A 17,257-nucleotide genomic window follows, 5' to 3' on the forward strand; every position below is an offset into this window, starting at 1 on the left:
CTCTCACCTTTTGAGGGCCTGAAGGCTCGTTCTTCAGGCCCTTTTTTTTGCCTTGAGGTTGCTCCATGACGCCCATAAAAAATCTAATATCGCACCGCAAACCTTCCTCCCCTTCCGCGACCGCGCTGAAACCTTTAATCGCCCCGTGCAGACGGATCACGCTCGCCTAGGTATAGTGCCGCCCCTCTTCGCGTCTGCGGCTGTCGGTAACGAGGCCCGGGAACCACGCGAAAGCGCATGAATAACAACACCCGCAAAAGGATGGGGATCGAGCGTCGTGCACTGCCTGGTGCCGAGCGATGCGTCGGACCGTCCTGCGTTTGCCATTAGAAAAATCAGCGAGGAACACTCCATGCTCGAAGTCATCAACGACTTCCTCTCAGGGAAAGTACTGATCGTGCTCATAGTCGGGCTCGGCGGTTATTTCACGATCCGCTCGCGTTTCGTGCAGTTGCGTCACTTTTTCCACATGTTCTCGGTGTTTAAAGACAGCCTCAAGAGCAGCGCCGGCCAACTCAGCTCGTTCCAGGCGCTGATGCTCAGCCTGGCCGGCCGCGTGGGTGCCGGTAACATCGCCGGTGTCGGCATTGCCGTGACGTTGGGTGGCCCGGGTGCCGTGTTCTGGATGTGGGTCACCGCGCTGGTGGGCATGTCTTCGAGCTTTATCGAGTGCTCCCTCGGCCAGTTGTACAAGCGCACCGACGCTGAAGGCACCTACCGTGGCGGCCCGGCGTATTACATCCAGCACGGCCTGCACAAGCGCTGGCTGGGGATGGTCATGGCGTTCCTGCTGCTGGTGACCTTCGGCTTTGCCTTCAACGGCCTGCAAGCACACGCTGTCACCCACTCGCTGAACAACGCCTTCGGCCTCGACACCACCTACACCGGCCTCGCGCTGGCGGTGTTGCTGGGCCTGGTTTTCATCGGCGGGATCAAGCGTATCGCCTCGATCGCCGACCTGCTGGTGCCGGTCAAGACCCTGGTCTACATCGCCGTGACCCTGTACGTGATCGTGCTGCAATTCGACCACGTACCGGCCATGCTCGCGACCATCGTCAAGAGCGCGTTCGGCCTCGACCAAGCCTTCGGTGGCCTGGTGGGCAGCGCGATCATCATGGGTGTAAAGCGCGGCGTGTTCGCCAACGAAGCAGGCTTGGGCAGTGCGCCTAACGTGGCGGCAGTGGCGTCGGTAGAACACCCTATCGCCCAAGGCGTGGTGCAAGCGTTCAGCGTGTTCCTCGACACCTTCGTGATCTGCACCTGTACTGCGTTGCTGATCCTGCTGTCGGGTTTCTACACCCCAGGCTTTGAAGGCGACGGCATTGCCCTGACCCAGAACTCCCTGGCGGCAGTAGTGGGTGACTGGGGCCGCATGTTCATCTCGGTGGCCCTGGCGTTGTTCGTGTTCACGTCGATCATGTACAACTACTACTTGGGCGAGAGCAACCTGCGCTTCCTGGTCGGCAACAACCGCAAGGTGCTGATGGGTTATCGCGCTTTGGTGCTGGTGCTGATTTTCTGGGGCTCCATCGAGAACTTGAGCACGGTGTTTGCCTTCGCCGACATCACCATGACCATGCTCGCGTTCGTCAACCTGTTCGCCCTGGCGTTCCTGTTCAAGATTGCCATGCGCATCCTCAACGACTACGACAACCAGCGCGCGGCGGGTATCAAGACCCCGGTGTTCGATTCCAGCCAGTTCCCCGACCTGGACCTGGACCGCAAGGCCTGGCCGGCCAACCCGGTGAAAACCGAAGCGGCCCCGGCAGTTGAACTGAGCGCTCAAGCGCAACGTTAATCACGGCTAGATGACACGCCGCCCGGCCTTGGGCATGCTCTGGGCCCGGCGGCGTTTTTCGTTCAGGAGATTTTCGATGCAATCAGCTAATAACGTGATGGTGCTCTATACCGGCGGCACCATTGGCATGCAGGCCAGCGCCAATGGCCTGGCACCCGCGTCTGGTTTTGAAGTACGCATGCGTGAACAGTTCGCCGACGCAGACCTGCCCGCGTGGCGCTTCCGGGAAATGTCACCACTGATCGACAGCGCCAACATGAACCCCGCTTACTGGCAGCGCCTGCGCAGCGCCGTGGTCGAGGCGGTAGACGCCGGCTGCGATGCCGTGCTGATCCTGCACGGCACCGACACCCTGGCCTACAGCGCGGCGGCCATGAGCTTCCAACTGCTGGGCCTGCCGGCACCGGTGGTGTTCACCGGTTCGATGCTGCCCGCCGGTGTGCCCGACAGCGATGCCTGGGAAAACGTCAGCGGTGCGTTGACAGCCTTGGCCGAAGGGTTGGAGCCGGGTGTGCACCTGTACTTCCACGGCGCGCTGATGGCACCGACCCGCTGCGCGAAGATTCGCAGTTTTGGGCGCAATCCGTTTGCGGCCTTGCAACGCAAGGATGACTTCGCCCGTGCCGAAACCCTGCCGGCAGCGCTGGATTACCGTCAGCCCAAAGCCTTGGCGAACGTCGGCGTACTGCCGCTGATACCCGGTTTCGACGCTGCACAGCTAGACGCAATCATCAGCAGCGGCATTCAGGGCTTGGTGCTGGAGTGCTTCGGCAGCGGCACCGGGCCGAGCGATAATCCGCAGTTCCTCGCCAGCTTGCAGCGTGCGCAAGATCAAGGTGTGGTGGTGGTCGCCATCACTCAGTGCCATGAAGGCGGTGTAGAGCTGGATGTCTACGAGGCCGGCAGCCGCTTGCGGGGCGCCGGCGTGTTGTCCGGCGCAGGCATGACCCGCGAAGCCGCGTTCGGCAAGTTGCACGCCCTGCTCGGTGCCGGCCTTGCCGTCGAGGAAGTGCGGCGCCTGGTAGAGTTGGACCTGCGTACCAACCCAGCTTGAACGCCCAAGACAGCCCTACATAAGCACTGCTATTCCCTGCTTGCTGATACCTAACATGGAAAACCCGAGCCTGCTCTCGGCTTTTTCCATTGATCGGCAAGACAGGGATGCCCGCATGACAACCTCCAGCTCCACACCCTCGCAGCAAACGCCTCCAGACACTGAAACACACAAACTGGCCACTCAACTGTCCGTCGGACCTTCGTTCCGTGAAGCCGCTCGCGAACTGCTGCGCCAGTCTTTACTGGAGAAATACCCAGACCTGGACATCGACCCGGCCATGACACTGATGGGCACTCCTACCTGGGAGCTCATCGATGACCAGATCGTGCCAGGGCCAACACGCTATGAAACCTTGAGCAGCATCCTGGCCCGGCAGGCCATCCTCAAGGTGCCGACGCTGTGCGTCGAGGGCAATCACTTCCTGACCCTGAAGCCGTTGACCACCCCCCCGCTTCATTTACCCGTGCGTATTGTCGAAATCGCCAATCTGATCAATACCCTGGCGCCGGTGGTCTACCGGGCCTTTCAGGAACAGCTGGTAACGTTCTGGAACCAGAGCAACGGCAACGGTCCTCGCTGGCAAACACTCACCCAGAGCCTGCGCGGGGCCTGGAATGTGCAACACGTCGATGCCTGGACCGACGAAGACTGCACGATGGCCCGAACGCTGTTTCATGCACCCACCCGCTCCGCTCGCCAAGGCAATAACCCTTATGGCAGCCGCGCTTATCTGATTGATGCCGACCTGGTAAAAGGTTCCAAGACGCAGCACACCGACCAAGTATTCATGACCGTGCTCGAGGGCAAATCCGAAGACAAAACCCTGATCCTCTGTTACTCACCCTTCAAGGGATACGAGAAATACGACACCTACCAACAGCTAGGCGATTCGTTGAAGGATCACCTGGAGCAACCGGAGGCTTTTGATCGCCTGGAGTGGCGCCTTTATGAACCTGACGGCGATTTTTTCGAGCACGCTGCCTGCAAGCTGATCGCCCTGCAACTTGAGACTGTGGAAAACCTCAAAACCGGGGATTACAAACAGCCCAGCGCGAAACACCCGCCCCTGCAAACACTCCCGATGCCTGCCGAAAAAGCCATCGCCAAAGGGCCGGGCCCAGGCTGGTATCAAACCCAACTGCCGGACTGGCTGACCGATGCCTCTGCCAGCGATCAGTCGCTTTATTCACGCCACCTCAAGGACTTGGCCTCGCTCAATAGCCTGAATGCCGGCAAGACCTACGATGACGGTATTCCCAACATTCATCAGTTCGCCTTGGACCAGTTGAAAATCGAGCTGCTCAAGGACCACCCGACGCTGCATTACCTGAAGCTCGACAAGCTGAAAATCCAGGTCAAGAGCCTGGTGGTATGGGGCCTTTTCACCGTGCCCGGGCAGTTCGAAACCACCACGTTCAGCCTTGCCGAACTGGCCCTGCAAAACCTGATTGCTCTGCCCACCGGTAATAAAACGTTGCTGAGCGACATCCGCCAATCCATACCGGATCGGATAACCGTGGCTTACCTCGAAACACTGATCAGCCGCTGTAATATCGGTGTCACGTACCCTGCATTGATCCGCAGCAAACTGCTGGATGACCCGGCCGAGGCGTCACGTCGCAAAAAACTGTACCGCGATCACCTGCGAGTCCAATTGCCGATGCTGGCCTTACAGCACAAGATTCGCCGCATGGGCGGGATTGACGAGCGCGGCTACCGCTACGTTGTGGCTGTGATGCAGCCTGAAAGCGGCGACCATTACGTCGACGGCAAAGCCATCATGGTGCGACGCCTGAGCTTCAACCCCAAGCGCCGGCTCATCAACGGCAACGATGACGTCACCAATATGTACATCATCGGCCCAGAAAATGCTCAAGACGGCCCTTGCCTGCTATACCGCCCGTTGTTTGAACCCGCGTTGCTGCAATACCCATCACCGGCAAACTTGCTGTATGCCATCAGCCAGTCGCGCACGTTGCGCGATTCGGTGATTAGCTGGCTACCGGACGCGGTGCGTAACCACTACGCCAATTATGTCTTTACCAGTCATTGGCCGTCGCCGTGGGTCATCGCCGACTTTCTGGTAAACCCCATCGAGCTATGGACCTATAGCGGTCCCGTGAGTCTTGGTGAGGAGAGCCTCAACGGGGATATGTTCAAGACGCTGTTCGAGAGCAACGCCAAAGCGCTGATTGAACTGGCGGACCGCCAATCGGTATCGAATGCCGAAAGCCGCTGGGACACGCTGAAGCAGGCCGGTTGGGTGCTCTTCAATGCCGCACTGCCCTTTATGGGGCGCGTCGCAAGCACTAGCGCGTGGATCTGGCAAATCGTCGAACAGCTGGAAACTTTTGCCCAGGCCCATGAGGAGGGCGACAAGCCTGCACAATGGTCTGCGCTGACCGATGTGCTGCTTAACCTGGGTATGGCGATCACCTTACACAGCGCACAGCGCAGCAGACCTAAGTTCGAGCCGGCCAGGATCGAGCCCACCAAAGTCAAGACGACCGAGCTTGCGCCTGAAACGCCGGGCCCCTCCAGCACGATAAGCTTCACCGTCGAGCAACTGCCTGAGCGAACCTCGCTGGCCCCGCCTCCCGATCACGAGATCGCACTGAACACGAGCGGCGCAATCAACCGCACGCCAGCGCTGGAAACCTCGATGCTTGAAAGCTTTAAAACAGAAAAGCCCGCTGACCTCGGCGCCGTCATAGACCAGCCGGCTGCTGACCGCTACCTGTATCAGTCAGGAGAGCAGCACTACGCTCCCGTCGGCGAAAACTGGTTCATGGTGAAAGTGGACGACGATAAAAACATTGTTGTCATTGACCCCAACCAGGCCAACCGCATCGGCCCCATACTGATTCACAACGCTCAGGGCGAATGGTCCGTCGACCACCGGGTGCGCCTGCGCAAACCCAGTACCGATCGGTTGAAAAATACCGCCAAGGACCTTGCGATCACCGAAGCCGACGCATCGCGCAGTAAATTGAAAGCGTTTGAAAGCGCGAAGAAAACCCAGCAGCGCCTACTGCAAGAAACCCGCAAAGCAATGGACGAGGCCCCCAGTACCAGTGCCCAAGCCAAACGCCAGGCCTACCTGGACACGCTCGATGGCCAATCGGAAGACTACGAACAAGCACGGCAACACCTGATGACCATCGCCGTCTTCACCTCGGAGCCTGAATTCCAAGTAAAAGCCATTGGCTATCTACAGGCCCAACTGGCGCTCAATGAAGCAGGGGTAAACGAAGAACTCGTCCCCTTTACTTCAAAACTTTCGCCCGTTCTGGAACAGCTCCCAATCCATGCACCGCCACCTCATACCAGCGATATCGCGGACTACCAACAGATCGTCGAGATGAGCGACAGCATGATCAAGCGCCTGGATTACGCTCAGTCACGCTTCACCGAACTACGCAAATTCGGCCCGGCCGGATTCGACGTGATCAGGGAGAGCAAACGCAAACTGCCCCGCTATATGAGCGACGATCTCAGGGCCCTGCAGGTGACGTTGGCGCGTCACTTGTGCCTGGCCCCTGAATCCCTCGCAACCGAACCCCATGCCTGGGAGATGCTCAACGACACGCTCGACAGTGCCGACGTCGCGGTACAGACCCTGCGTGACACCCTGGATGAGCGAAGCGAATATCGCCTGGACGAGCGCATTGATGCCTTGAGCAATCTAGTGGAGCAGTTCAAGTTCATCGATGAGCGCTTGAAGGACTTTTCTCAAGAGTTCTCCGAACAGATCCAGGCCCAACCCCTGGAACGCCTGAGTCGATCGCTGCAAGGGTTCGCCAACCGCGCCAAGGCGGCACTTGTCCCTCTGCACGAAGAACAGAAACTGACGCGAATCAGGCCCACCCCTCCCCCTGCGCTACCCAGGCCGCTGAAAAAATTTATCCAGACACGCTACAACGGCGTGTTGATTGGCGAACCCCGCTTGGACCCCATAGGGACCGTATCAAGGTTCGTTGATATCAAGACCCCGATAACCGGCCAGGTCCTGGCCACCTTTCATGAGAAGACTCCGGGTATGTGGGTCGAACACATCGAAACGCCCCCGGCACAGGCCACATCCGCAACGCTCACGCTCCACGACGCCACCACCGCGGGCGAGAAACTACTTGCCCAATTGCCGAAGTTTCAAGAACGCGCCAGCCAACAAGCCAACGATACCTCGCGCACGGCCATCGGCATCGAGTACATGTTTCACCAGCACGCCTGGTTGCTCGAGCGCAGCGAGCAAGATATTGACGAGGCATTGATCAAAGCCAAAGTCACGGCACAAACCAAGCAATCCAGCGCAGACCTGCGCAAACGACTCAAGGCTGCCACAAAAGCACTTTACGCACGAGCCACTGAAACCGTGGCAAAGCTGATCAAGCAACAGCCACCCACCATTGCCCATGTCGACTGGCTCATTAACCACCGCGAAATTGCGATCAAAAAGGTCACGACCCGGCAGCCTCTCAAGGGCGCCACTTGGAGCTATCAAGATGAGTATGCCGTCATTGATCTGTCTACCAGCAAACCCCTCTGGTATGCACATTTCCAATACTCGAGCGCCCACGCTTCACTTAACAGATTTCTCCATGCACGGTTGAAAACACCAGCAGAACAACAGCTCAAAGAGGTGGCTGACACGATCACCGACTTAAACGCAGAGGAACAACTCAACTACTACCGCAGCTCCATCAACCTGACGCAAGCCCAGCGCTTGTTTTTCCCGCCAGAGGTCTATTGACCTCCCCCTCGCGCAACGGCACATAACTTGCTCCAGCCTGGCAAACCCAGGCTGGAATCGATCATGCTGCATTCACACCTGACCACCCTCAATGCGGTCTCGCTGATACTGGAGACGTTCAAGCCTGACGGCATACCCAGCCAAACCCTGCTGGCCGGCAGTGGCATCAGCAGCGCCGACCTGGGCCGCGCCGATACGCGTATTACCACTCATCAGGAAATGCGCGTATGCGCCAACGCCGTGGCGTTGCGCCGGGGTATCGGCTTGGAACTGGGCCGGCGCATGCATGTGTCATCCTACGGCATGCTCGGTTATGCACTGCTCACCAGTGCCACCTTCGGTGACGCTTTGCGCCTGGCCCTGCGCTACCCGGCGCTGTTGGGAACACTTTTTGAACTGAGCCTGGAGGAGGACGGCCAGCGTGTCTGGTTCAGCGCCAGTGACTATCGCGAAGACCCAGCCCTGCACGCCTTCAATGTCGAGTTCTGCCTGCTCTCGCTGAAAGTCATCGGCGACGATCTGCTCGGCCAACCACTGCCATTACTCGGCGCGCGCTTTGAATACCCAGCGCCCGACTATCGAGCACGCTACGCCGAACGCTTCGACTGCCCGCTGCAATTTGGCGCCGCCAGCAATGCCTTTGCGTTCGACCGTGACTGGCTCGATCAACCCCTGCCGCTGGCCGACGCCGTCACCCACTGCGCCATGGTGGAACGCTGCCGGCGGCAGAATGCCGAGTTCACCGGTCGCCAGGCCTGGCTGGGGCGTGTGCGCCTGTTACTGGCCGCGCAACTGAATGCCGCTCCGGGCCTGGAGGGACTGGCAGGGCAGATGAACTGTTCAGCACGTACCCTGCGCCGGCATTTGCATGATTTGGGGTGCAGCTATCAGGAGTTGCTCGACGAACTACGCTTCGAACGCGCCAAACAGTTGCTGGGGGAGGATGAACTGCCGATCTACCGGATCGCCGAGCAACTGGGCTTCAGCGAGACCGCGAGCTTCAGGCATGCGTTCGTGCGCTGGAGCGGTGTGGCACCGAGTCAGTTCAGGCCTTAGCAAGGGGCGAATAGCGGACAGACACATTGGCCATATCGATCCCCTTTTGGCCGCTCCTGCCGTTCTCCAAAACCCGGCGTCTGGCAACACTGCAAGGCATACCCCAGAGCCTTCGGAGAACAACAACATGCTGACGATCTACTCGGACGATCATCATTTGCACCATGGCCGCTGTGAACTGATGGACGGGCAACTGATGCCCTGCTTCGAAATGCCCTCGCGCGCCGACCATGTGCTGCAACGGGTCAAGGCGCGGGAGCTGGGGCCCGTGCAAGCACCGCTGGACTTCGGCCTGGCACCGCTGCAACGTATCCACAGCCGCGACTACCTCGACTTCTTCAAAGGCGCCTGGCAGCGCTGGACCGAATACGACCAGGACGGCGATCTGTTGCCCTACACCTGGCCTGCGCGCACGTTGCGCCGCGTGATGCCCACCAGCCTGCACGGCCAGTTGGGCTATTACAGCTTCGACGGTGGTGCGCCGATTACAGCCGGCACCTGGCAAGCGGCCTACAGCGCAGCACAAGTTGCCCTCACCGCCCAGGCCGCTATCGCCCAAGGCGCCCACAGTGCCTTCGCGCTGTGCCGCCCGCCGGGGCATCACGCCGCCAGCGATTTGATGGGCGGTTATTGCTACCTCAACAACGCGGCCATCGCAGCCCAGGCATTCCTTGATCAGGGCTGCAAAAAGATCGCGATCCTCGATGTGGACTACCACCACGGTAACGGCACGCAGTCCATTTTTTACGCGCGCAGCGACGTGCTGTTCACCTCGATTCACGGCCATCCGGAGGCAGAGTTTCCGTTCTTCCTCGGTTATGCCGATGAGCATGGCGAAGGCGAAGGCGCGGGTTTCAATTTCAACTATCCGTTGCCGGCCGGGTCCGGCTGGCAGGCCTGGAGCGCCGCGCTGGAACAGGCCTGCGCCGAAATCGAGTGCTACGCCGCCGACATCATCGTGGTGTCCCTGGGCGTGGACACGTTCAAGGACGACCCTATCTCGCAGTTCAAGCTCGACAGCCCGGACTACCTGACCATGGGCGCACGCATTGCCCGCCTGGGCAAACCCACGCTGTTCGTGATGGAGGGCGGCTACGCGGTGGAAGAAATCGGCATCAACGCCGTCAACGTGCTGGAAGGTTTCGAGGAAGCAGCCCAATGAACATACTCAAGTCGCTCGCCCTGTGCGCCGTGGTTGTCAGCGGCGCAGCCCAGGCCGAAGAAAAAACCCTGAAGGTCTACAACTGGTTCGACTACATCACGCCCAAGGCGCTGGAAGACTTCAAGGCCCAGCACCCGTCGATCAAGCTGGTGTACGACATCTTCGACACCAACGAAGCCCTGGAAGCCAAACTGCTCACCGGCAACTCCGGCTATGACGTGGTGGTACCGTCCAACGTTTTCCTGGCCAAACAGATCGAAGCCGGCGTGTTCCAGCCCTTGGACCGCAGCCAGTTGCCGAACTGGAACCATCTTGACCCCAAACTGATGAAGCTGATCGAAGCCAACGACCCCGGCAATCAATACGCCGTGCCCTACATGTACGGCACCATCCTGATCGGCTTCAACCCAGCCAAGGTCAAGGCGGCCCTGGGCGACAACGCCCCCGTGGACAGCTGGGACCTGATCTTCAAGGAAGAGAACATCAGCAAGCTCAAGCAATGCGGCGTCGCACTGCTGGACTCGCCCTCGGAGATCCTGCCCCTGGCGTTGCAGCACTTGGGCCTGGACCCCAACAGCAGCAACCCCAAGGACTACGACAAGGCCGAAGCGCTGTTGATGAAGATCCGCCCGTACATCACTTACTTTCACTCGTCCAAGTACATGGCCGACATCGCCAATGGCGACATCTGTGTCGCGGTGGGTTATTCCGGCAGTTTCTCCCAGGCCGCCAACCGTGCCAAAGAGGCAAAAAACGGCGTCTCCGTGGACATGCGCCTGCCCAAAGAGGGCGCGCCGATCTGGTTCGACATGCTCGCCATCCCCAAGGGCGCGCAAAACCCACAGGACGCCTATACCTTTATCAACTACTTGCTACAGCCCGAGGTTATTGCGCCCATCAGCGATTTTGTCGGTTATCCCAACCCTAACAAGGACGCGACCGAACGAGTCGATCCGACCATTCGCAACAACCCCAACCTCTACCCGACCGAAGCGGCGATGGCGACGTTGTATACGTTAAAGCCTCTGGGGCGTGATGCGGAGCGCGCCAGGACCAGAGCCTGGACCAAGATCAAATCCGGCACGTGAAACACTGGCGGGCGTAGATGCGCCTCGACGTATCTACCGCCCTCGACGCAACGCAGCTCGCTACTTTGCTCATTTGCGAAGCCCGTCCGGGCCATCGAATGCAGAGGAGCTGCACATGCCCAATGACACCGCTAATAATCACCGCCCGCCCAGTACCTATGAACTGCTTACCCAGTTAACCACCGGCCCCACCGCCCGGGAAGTTGCCGCCGCCACACTGCGCTCTGCACTCAAAGAGCTGTATCCCAACCTGAATATCGACCCCGATCTGGCCGTGGTAGTCAGCCCTCAATGGGAGGTGGTCGGTAACGCCGTCGAGCGCGCGCCCGCTACTGTGGAATCACTCACCTCGGTGCTTGCTCATCAGGCACTGTCCAGCGACAGGGTGACCTACCTCGACGGTCAACACTTCCTCACGCTACAACCCAACGCTACGGCTCCCGTACACCTCGCGGTGAAAATCGATGCCATTGCACGTCTGATCAACGAGTTATCAGACCTGCTGTTCGCCGCGTTCCAGGAGCAGCAGCTGGACTTCTGGAACGCGTCCAATGGCGCAGCCGGCCCACGCTGGCAGGCCTTCTCCAGCGCGTTGAGAAACGTGTGGAACATCACCGAAGAGCAAGGTCTGGATGAGCACGAATGCGCCATGGCCCGCACGGTTTTTCATGAGCCCGACCGAGCCAGGCGCTCGCTGAAAGACCCCTATAAAACCCATGCCTACCTGGTTGACGTGGATATTCTTGAAGATGGCCAGTCTACCCACCTCTACTTCCTGGACCTTACCGTATTGGTGGGCGAACACGAGAACCGCCCGATGGTGCTGACGCACTCGCTTGTGAGCGGGTATGAGACGTTCGAGTCATTGGCCCAGTTCGGTGCTTCGCTGCCGGCAAGGCTGAATGCACCAGAGCAGGACGCTACCTTGCAATGGCGCTTGTACGAGCCTGATGGCAACTTCTTCGATGCGCTGGCCTGCACGCTGATCTCGCTGCAAATCCAGGTCATTGGCAGCCTCGGCGGGGCCGGCCTGCAGGATCAGCCGCCCGCCCCAACTGTCGCCCGGATCGTGCCGAGCATCGAAGAGATGAGCGATCACCAGTTGTCGAATATTCGCCAGATTCACCAACAACTCCCGGACTGGCTGACCTCGGCGACGGACTCCGATACCGCCGCCTACAGCCGCTATATGATCGACCTGGCCCAACTGCACACCCATTACCACGGCGAAACATTCCAGGACGGCATTCCGTCTATTCGTGACTATGCCCGGACTCAGTTGCACAGCCATATCCGCGTCCCGGAAAAGGGCGTGAGTCTGAATCTGGATAAGGTCGAGGTTGTGATTGAAAGCCCGGTTCTGTGGGGCACATTTGTCATTCCGGGTGCCGTCGACATCACTCGTCGTGACCTGATCGACCTGGCCCTGGAAAACCTTACCGGCTTGCCTACCGGCAACGCGACCTTGCACTACAACGGCAAGGACAACGGTGTACCCACCTGGCTGACTTACCGCTTTCTGAAAGACGTCATAGAAGACATTGATATAGGCCAGAACTACCCAGCCCTGGTCAAACAAAAACTGCTCGATGATCCGCTGCAATCGCGCCATCGACAGCAGATCTACACCCGCCACCTTCAGGTGCAACTGCCACTGCTGGCCTTGCAGATGAAAATCCGCGGCCAGGGCGGCGTCGATGAACGCGGTTACCGCTACATCGCCGCGGTGATGCACAACGAAGAACAGGAGCGCAAAGTAGATGGGCAGCCCATTGTCATTCGCTGCCTGGCCTTTGTGCCCACCTTGCGCCCCGGCCATGAGCAAGACGTGGTCGCCAATATGTTCGTGATCGGCCCGAGGCATTCCGACGCCGGCCCCTGCGTGCTTTATCGGCCCCTGCTCGAACCGACGCTGATGCAATTTGCATCGCGGCAAAACCTGCTGTACGCCATCAAACATGACCGTACCTTGCGCGAGTCAGTGCTGGCCTGGCTGCCCGACGCGCAACGCTTCAACTATGCACAATATGTGTTCCCCGACACCCTTCCCTCGCCCTGGACCGTGGTGCGCGCACTGGTCGAGCCGCTTACCGTGCTGTACATGAGCGGCCCCGTGACGCTGACCAACGAAGAAATAGGCAATGACGCGTTAGCGACGCTGTTCAAGGCCAATGCCAATGCCATGGTCGAATTGGCAACACGCCAGTCGGTATCCAACGTACAGAAACGGTGGGCGACCTTTCGACATGCAGGTTGGCAAATATTCAGTGCCGCGCTGCCGTTCATGGGCCGCACCCTGGGAGTCGCCGCCTGGATCTGGCAAATCATGGACGACCTGCAAGCTGCCGAGGAGGCCGTGAACAAGGATGACCACTCAACGGCCTGGACTGCGTTGGTGGATGTATTCCTCAACCTGGGAATGGCGCTGACTCTGCATATAGCCCTGCGCCATCCGCGACCTCGAAAGCAGTTCGATGCGGCCAGGATTGAGCCTGAATCCGAACAAACGACAATCGAAACGGTGAGCAAACCGCCGGTTGCCGAGAAAAAATATACCTGCGTGCAGCAACCGGATATTCCCGACAATCAACTACCTGCCAAGCATGAAGGTGCCGTACACACGCGCGGCGCCCTGAGCCATAGTCGCCTGGGACTGGCCAGAACACTCGACAGTTTTAATGTTGCCAAACCCGATAAGCTTGGCGAGCAAAATAAAACCCCCGGCCGCCACCTCAATCTCTATCCACTCGCGGATCGGTGGTTTGCACCCGTTGGTGAGCGCTGGTTCGAAGTCATCGTGGATGACAACGACAGTGTCATTATCATCGACTCCAAATCTCCCTTGCGTACAGGCCCGCCGCTGATCGGCAACCTGGCGGGCCAGTGGTTTGTCGACATCCGCCTGCGACTGCGCGGCGGCGGTCTTAGAAACCGCCGGCGGGCGGTCAAGGTCGATCAGCCTGCGCGCATTGCAGCACTCAAGAGGCAGCTCAACGCCTTTGACGCCGTCGCCGCCAGTCAACAACTGGACGTGCTTGAATCAAAGCCCGCGCTGGACGCTACCCCGGGGCCGTCCACGGACCTGCAGCGTACAGCGTTCATCGACAAGGTCGACAGGCGGCTGGCGGCGTACGACGAAGCGATCAGCCAGCTGAAGTCCTTGAGCATCATCGACACCGTACCCACCTACCAGAGCAACATGAGCGGTTACCTGAAACAACAGGTGCAACTGACACAAATAGCCATGGAGCAACAGGTGAAGAGCTACAAGAAAGCCTTGAAGGCGTCGTTGCCGGTTCTTGATGCCGAGGTAGACATTGACTATAAAAACCAGGCAAAAATCGCAAAAACCCTGTCCACTCAGAACCTTGGCATCATCAGGCGGCTGGAATTCATCAACGACCGCTTCAATGAACTTAAAACCCTGGGAGATGAAGGCGCGGCTATCATTCGTAAAACCATACGAGAGTTGCCGCAGCTCACGCTCATTGAACTCAAATCTCTTGAGATTGGCTTGGGCCGTTACTTGTGTATCGATGAGACGCAAAGCCAGGTTCCAGCCACCGTGCGTGAGCGAATGGGCCAGATCGTCGATTCAGCCGAAATCAACGTTGAAAGTTTCAGTGAGATTATTGAACGCGGTAATGGCGCCTCGCTGGATAATCGTATCGAGGTGCTCAACAGCCTCGTTGAGCAATTTTCCAGCGCCGACCAACGCCTGCTGGATCTGCATGCCGATTACCCGCAGCACTTGCTCAAACCCCGCCTCGAACGTTTTCGCCTGCAAATAAGCGAGTTCAGCCAACGGGCCATCCACGACCTGGCCTACCTGCTGCGAGAGAAAAAAGCCCAGCAGCCCAAGCCCGGCAGCTCCAGGGCCGAGCCCGCCCCAAGGCGTAAAGTGATCAAGACACGTCATCACGGCTTGGTGATGGGTGAGCCCCGCGAAGCAGACAGTTCGTTGGTCGACGTCAAGGCACACATGACCGGCAAGGTGCTCGCCACGTTTCATGAGAAGGCACCGGGAGTCTGGGTTAAACGGCAGAAAGCCCCATCGCAGCCAAGCGCACCGGTAGCTGTGGATCTGGACACCAGCATCAACACGGGGCAAGCGCTATTGGATGGCGAACAAGCTGAAACCCGTAAATACCAGGGTTTCTCCAGGAAACCCTGGCATGCGCCGCAGGATATTCAAGACATGTTCGATGATCATGCAAAGGCGCTGGAAAAAGCCTCAAACGATATCGAAGAAGCCCTGACCCAGCGCAATCTTACTGAAAGCGATCACGCTTCTGCCGCCTCAACCAAGCGCCAGCTCAACGACGCGGCGCAACGCCTCTATCGGCTTGGTAAAAAACACTACATCGACATGATCAAGCATCAAGCGCCAACCGCCGAACGGGTTGACTGGCTCAACAGCCAAGGGTTGATCCGCATCGTCAAGGTCATCAGCCGCCGCCCCCTCAAGGGGCCCAAAAAGGACTATCTGGACGAGTACGAGATTCGCGACAAAGAAAACGGCACTGTGCTGTGGTACGCGCACTTTCACTATGAAACAAAAGATGCCGCGCTGGAAAACTTCACCAAGGATCACCTCAAGACCCGCGAGCAACAACGTCTAGGCGGTGCCTATCAGCGCACCGGCCCCAGTGACTGGGACATGATTGAAATCCATCGCAGCAGCATCGGCGCCCAACTGGCCCAATCGCTGTTCTTCAACACCTGATCGGCTTATGGCAGCCAAGCCAGACGCAAACGCTCCAGCGCCTGCGCAATGCCCGACTCAGGCATGGCAGCAAACCCCAGCACCAGGCCGGCGCGTTGGTCCGGCGGTGTGCTGGAGTCTGGCAGCCAATAGGTGCTCAAGCCGTTGATCTCTACACCGACTGCATGAGCTTGCTTTAGCAATTGTTGCTCGCGGGACACGCTGTCGACACGCACCGTCAAGTGCAGCCCCGCTGCAACGTTGGGCAATGGGCCAACACCGGCTAATGCCTCTGGCCATCCAGCCAACAAGGCATTGCGTCGGCTCAACGCAGCACGGCGCATCCGACGAATGTGCCGCTGGAAATGCCCCGCCGCCATGAACTCGGCCATCACCGCCTGGGTGCTGACTTCGGAGTGACGCACATCCACCGCGCGGCGCCGGGTGAAGGCTTGCACCAGGCCCGGTGGCAACACCAGGTAACCCAGGCGCAACGCCGGGAACGCCACCTTGCCGAAGGTGCCCACGTACAGCACGCGGCCACTGCGATCCAGCGCAGCCAACGGTGACAGCGGCGCACCACTGTAGCGGTACTCGCCGTCGTAATCGTCTTCCACGATCCAACCGCCTGAATGTTCGGCCCAGGCCAGCAACTCCAGGCGGCGTGCCAGGCTCATCACCACGCCCAGCGGATACTGATGGGAAGGCGTGACATACGCCACGCGGCAATCATTGAGGGTACTGAGCACTTGGCAATCCATACCCTCACCGTCCACCGGCACGCCGTGCAGTCGCCCGCCGGCCAAAGCGAATGCATGGCCGGCCGCGCGATAGCCAGGGTTTTCCACCGCCACGCCATCCCCAGGCTCCACCAGCAACTGTGCACAAAGGCTGATGGCCTGCTGTGCGCCGCTGGTGATCACAATTTGTTCAGCCGTGCATTGCATGCCACGCGAGCTGCGCAGGTACGCGGCGATCAAACCGCGCAGGCGGCCATCACCTGCCGGGTCGCCATAGCACAGCTGTTCCAGGTCGGGTTTGCGCCAGAACGCCCCATTCAGCTTGGCCCATACCTCAAACGGGAACAGATCGAAGGCGGGTACGCCCACGCGAAATGCCCGAGGCGGCCCCGAAGGCGGCTGAGGCAGGTGGTGGTCTTTTACCCGCGCCAACCCGGCACTGTGGATAACTTCGTCATCCAAATCCTCAGGTAAATTTGCGCATTTTGTGGATAACCCTGGGGATAAGCCTGTTGACAACCCTGTGGATACTTTTGTGGATAGTTTTTGGGGCATCGGCAATTGGGCAACATAGGTGCCATCACCCACCCGGCTCTCGATAAACCCTTCGGCATACAACTGGTCGTAGGCGCGCACCACGCTGTTGCGGGAAATCGACAAGGCTGTCGCCAAATCGCGGGTTGCGGGCAACCGCGTGCCGCTGACCAATCGCCCATCCAATACCCGCTGGCGCAGGGCCTCATAAAGCTGGCGCGTGAGGCCCAGGCGGCGGTCCAGCTCGATACCGGCGGGGTTGAAGGACAGCGGTGGCGAAACAGGCGGCATATTGGACCTATGAAAATAGCGCGAGATGGCTCTTACAACGAACCAATAGCCTGCCTAGGATGCAGGCATTCGCCAA

General features: G+C 59.2%; 8 protein-coding genes. 7 read left to right on the forward strand and 1 reads right to left on the reverse strand.

Annotated elements, in window-relative coordinates; genetic code table 11:
- The first annotated feature begins 352 nt into the window (after positions 1 to 352).
- The 7 genes from BT204_RS02450 (at position 353) to BT204_RS02480 (ending at position 15,637) form a co-directional block, all read left to right on the forward strand.
- Positions 353 to 1,798, forward strand: coding sequence for an alanine/glycine:cation symporter family protein (locus tag BT204_RS02450; RefSeq protein ID WP_054916993.1), 1,446 nt, complete (start codon positions 353 to 355; stop codon positions 1,796 to 1,798).
- A 76-nt stretch (positions 1,799 to 1,874) separates the two neighbouring features.
- Complete coding sequence (locus tag BT204_RS02455; RefSeq protein ID WP_072445656.1) at positions 1,875 to 2,852, forward strand: asparaginase; 978 nt, start codon at positions 1,875 to 1,877, stop codon at positions 2,850 to 2,852.
- Between the two features lie 115 nt (positions 2,853 to 2,967).
- Positions 2,968 to 7,605 carry a hypothetical protein gene (locus BT204_RS02460; RefSeq protein WP_072445657.1) on the forward strand — a complete coding sequence of 1,546 codons (4,638 nt, stop codon included), beginning with the start codon at positions 2,968 to 2,970 and terminating at the stop codon, positions 7,603 to 7,605.
- Between the two features lie 63 nt (positions 7,606 to 7,668).
- Positions 7,669 to 8,661, forward strand: coding sequence for an AraC family transcriptional regulator (locus BT204_RS02465; protein WP_054896067.1), 993 nt, complete (start codon positions 7,669 to 7,671; stop codon positions 8,659 to 8,661).
- Positions 8,662 to 8,788: 127 nt separating this feature from the next.
- Positions 8,789 to 9,823: a histone deacetylase family protein gene (locus tag BT204_RS02470; RefSeq protein ID WP_054916930.1), complete on the forward strand. Its 1,035-nt coding sequence runs from the start codon at positions 8,789 to 8,791 to the stop codon at positions 9,821 to 9,823.
- On the forward strand, positions 9,820 to 10,911 hold the full coding sequence (locus tag BT204_RS02475) for a polyamine ABC transporter substrate-binding protein (protein ID WP_054896069.1): 1,092 nt from the start codon (positions 9,820 to 9,822) through the stop codon (positions 10,909 to 10,911). The genes BT204_RS02470 and BT204_RS02475 overlap by 4 nt, the downstream gene beginning before the upstream one ends.
- A gap of 115 nt (positions 10,912 to 11,026) precedes the next feature.
- Positions 11,027 to 15,637 (forward strand): dermonecrotic toxin domain-containing protein, encoded by a 4,611-nt coding sequence (locus BT204_RS02480; protein WP_072445658.1) that lies wholly within the window; start codon positions 11,027 to 11,029, stop codon positions 15,635 to 15,637.
- A 5-nt stretch (positions 15,638 to 15,642) separates the two neighbouring features.
- Here the strand turns inward: BT204_RS02480 and BT204_RS02485 are convergent, their stop codons facing one another.
- The gene (locus tag BT204_RS02485) at positions 15,643 to 17,181 is read right to left on the reverse strand and encodes a MocR-like pyridoxine biosynthesis transcription factor PdxR (protein ID WP_072445659.1); all 1,539 of its coding nucleotides are present in this window, start codon (positions 17,179 to 17,181) and stop codon (positions 15,643 to 15,645) included.
- Positions 17,182 to 17,257 lie beyond the last annotated feature (76 nt).

The sequence above is a fragment of the Pseudomonas sp. NFPP02 genome (assembly GCF_900119355.1).
GTDB lineage: Bacteria > Pseudomonadota > Gammaproteobacteria > Pseudomonadales > Pseudomonadaceae > Aquipseudomonas > Aquipseudomonas paracarnis.

Excerpts from the sequence above, each read along its gene's own strand:
- BT204_RS02450 (WP_054916993.1), top strand. The coding sequence starts at position 353 with ATGCTCGAAGTCATCAACGACTTCCTCTCAGGGAAAGTACTGATCGTG.
- BT204_RS02455 (WP_072445656.1), top strand. The coding sequence starts at position 1,875 with ATGCAATCAGCTAATAACGTGATGGTGCTCTATACCGGCGGCACCATT.
- BT204_RS02460 (WP_072445657.1), top strand. The coding sequence starts at position 2,968 with ATGACAACCTCCAGCTCCACACCCTCGCAGCAAACGCCTCCAGACACT.
- BT204_RS02465 (WP_054896067.1), top strand. The coding sequence starts at position 7,669 with ATGCTGCATTCACACCTGACCACCCTCAATGCGGTCTCGCTGATACTG.
- BT204_RS02470 (WP_054916930.1), top strand. The coding sequence starts at position 8,789 with ATGCTGACGATCTACTCGGACGATCATCATTTGCACCATGGCCGCTGT.
- BT204_RS02475 (WP_054896069.1), top strand. The coding sequence starts at position 9,820 with ATGAACATACTCAAGTCGCTCGCCCTGTGCGCCGTGGTTGTCAGCGGC.
- BT204_RS02480 (WP_072445658.1), top strand. The coding sequence starts at position 11,027 with ATGCCCAATGACACCGCTAATAATCACCGCCCGCCCAGTACCTATGAA.
- BT204_RS02485 (WP_072445659.1), bottom strand. The coding sequence starts at position 17,181 with ATGCCGCCTGTTTCGCCACCGCTGTCCTTCAACCCCGCCGGTATCGAG.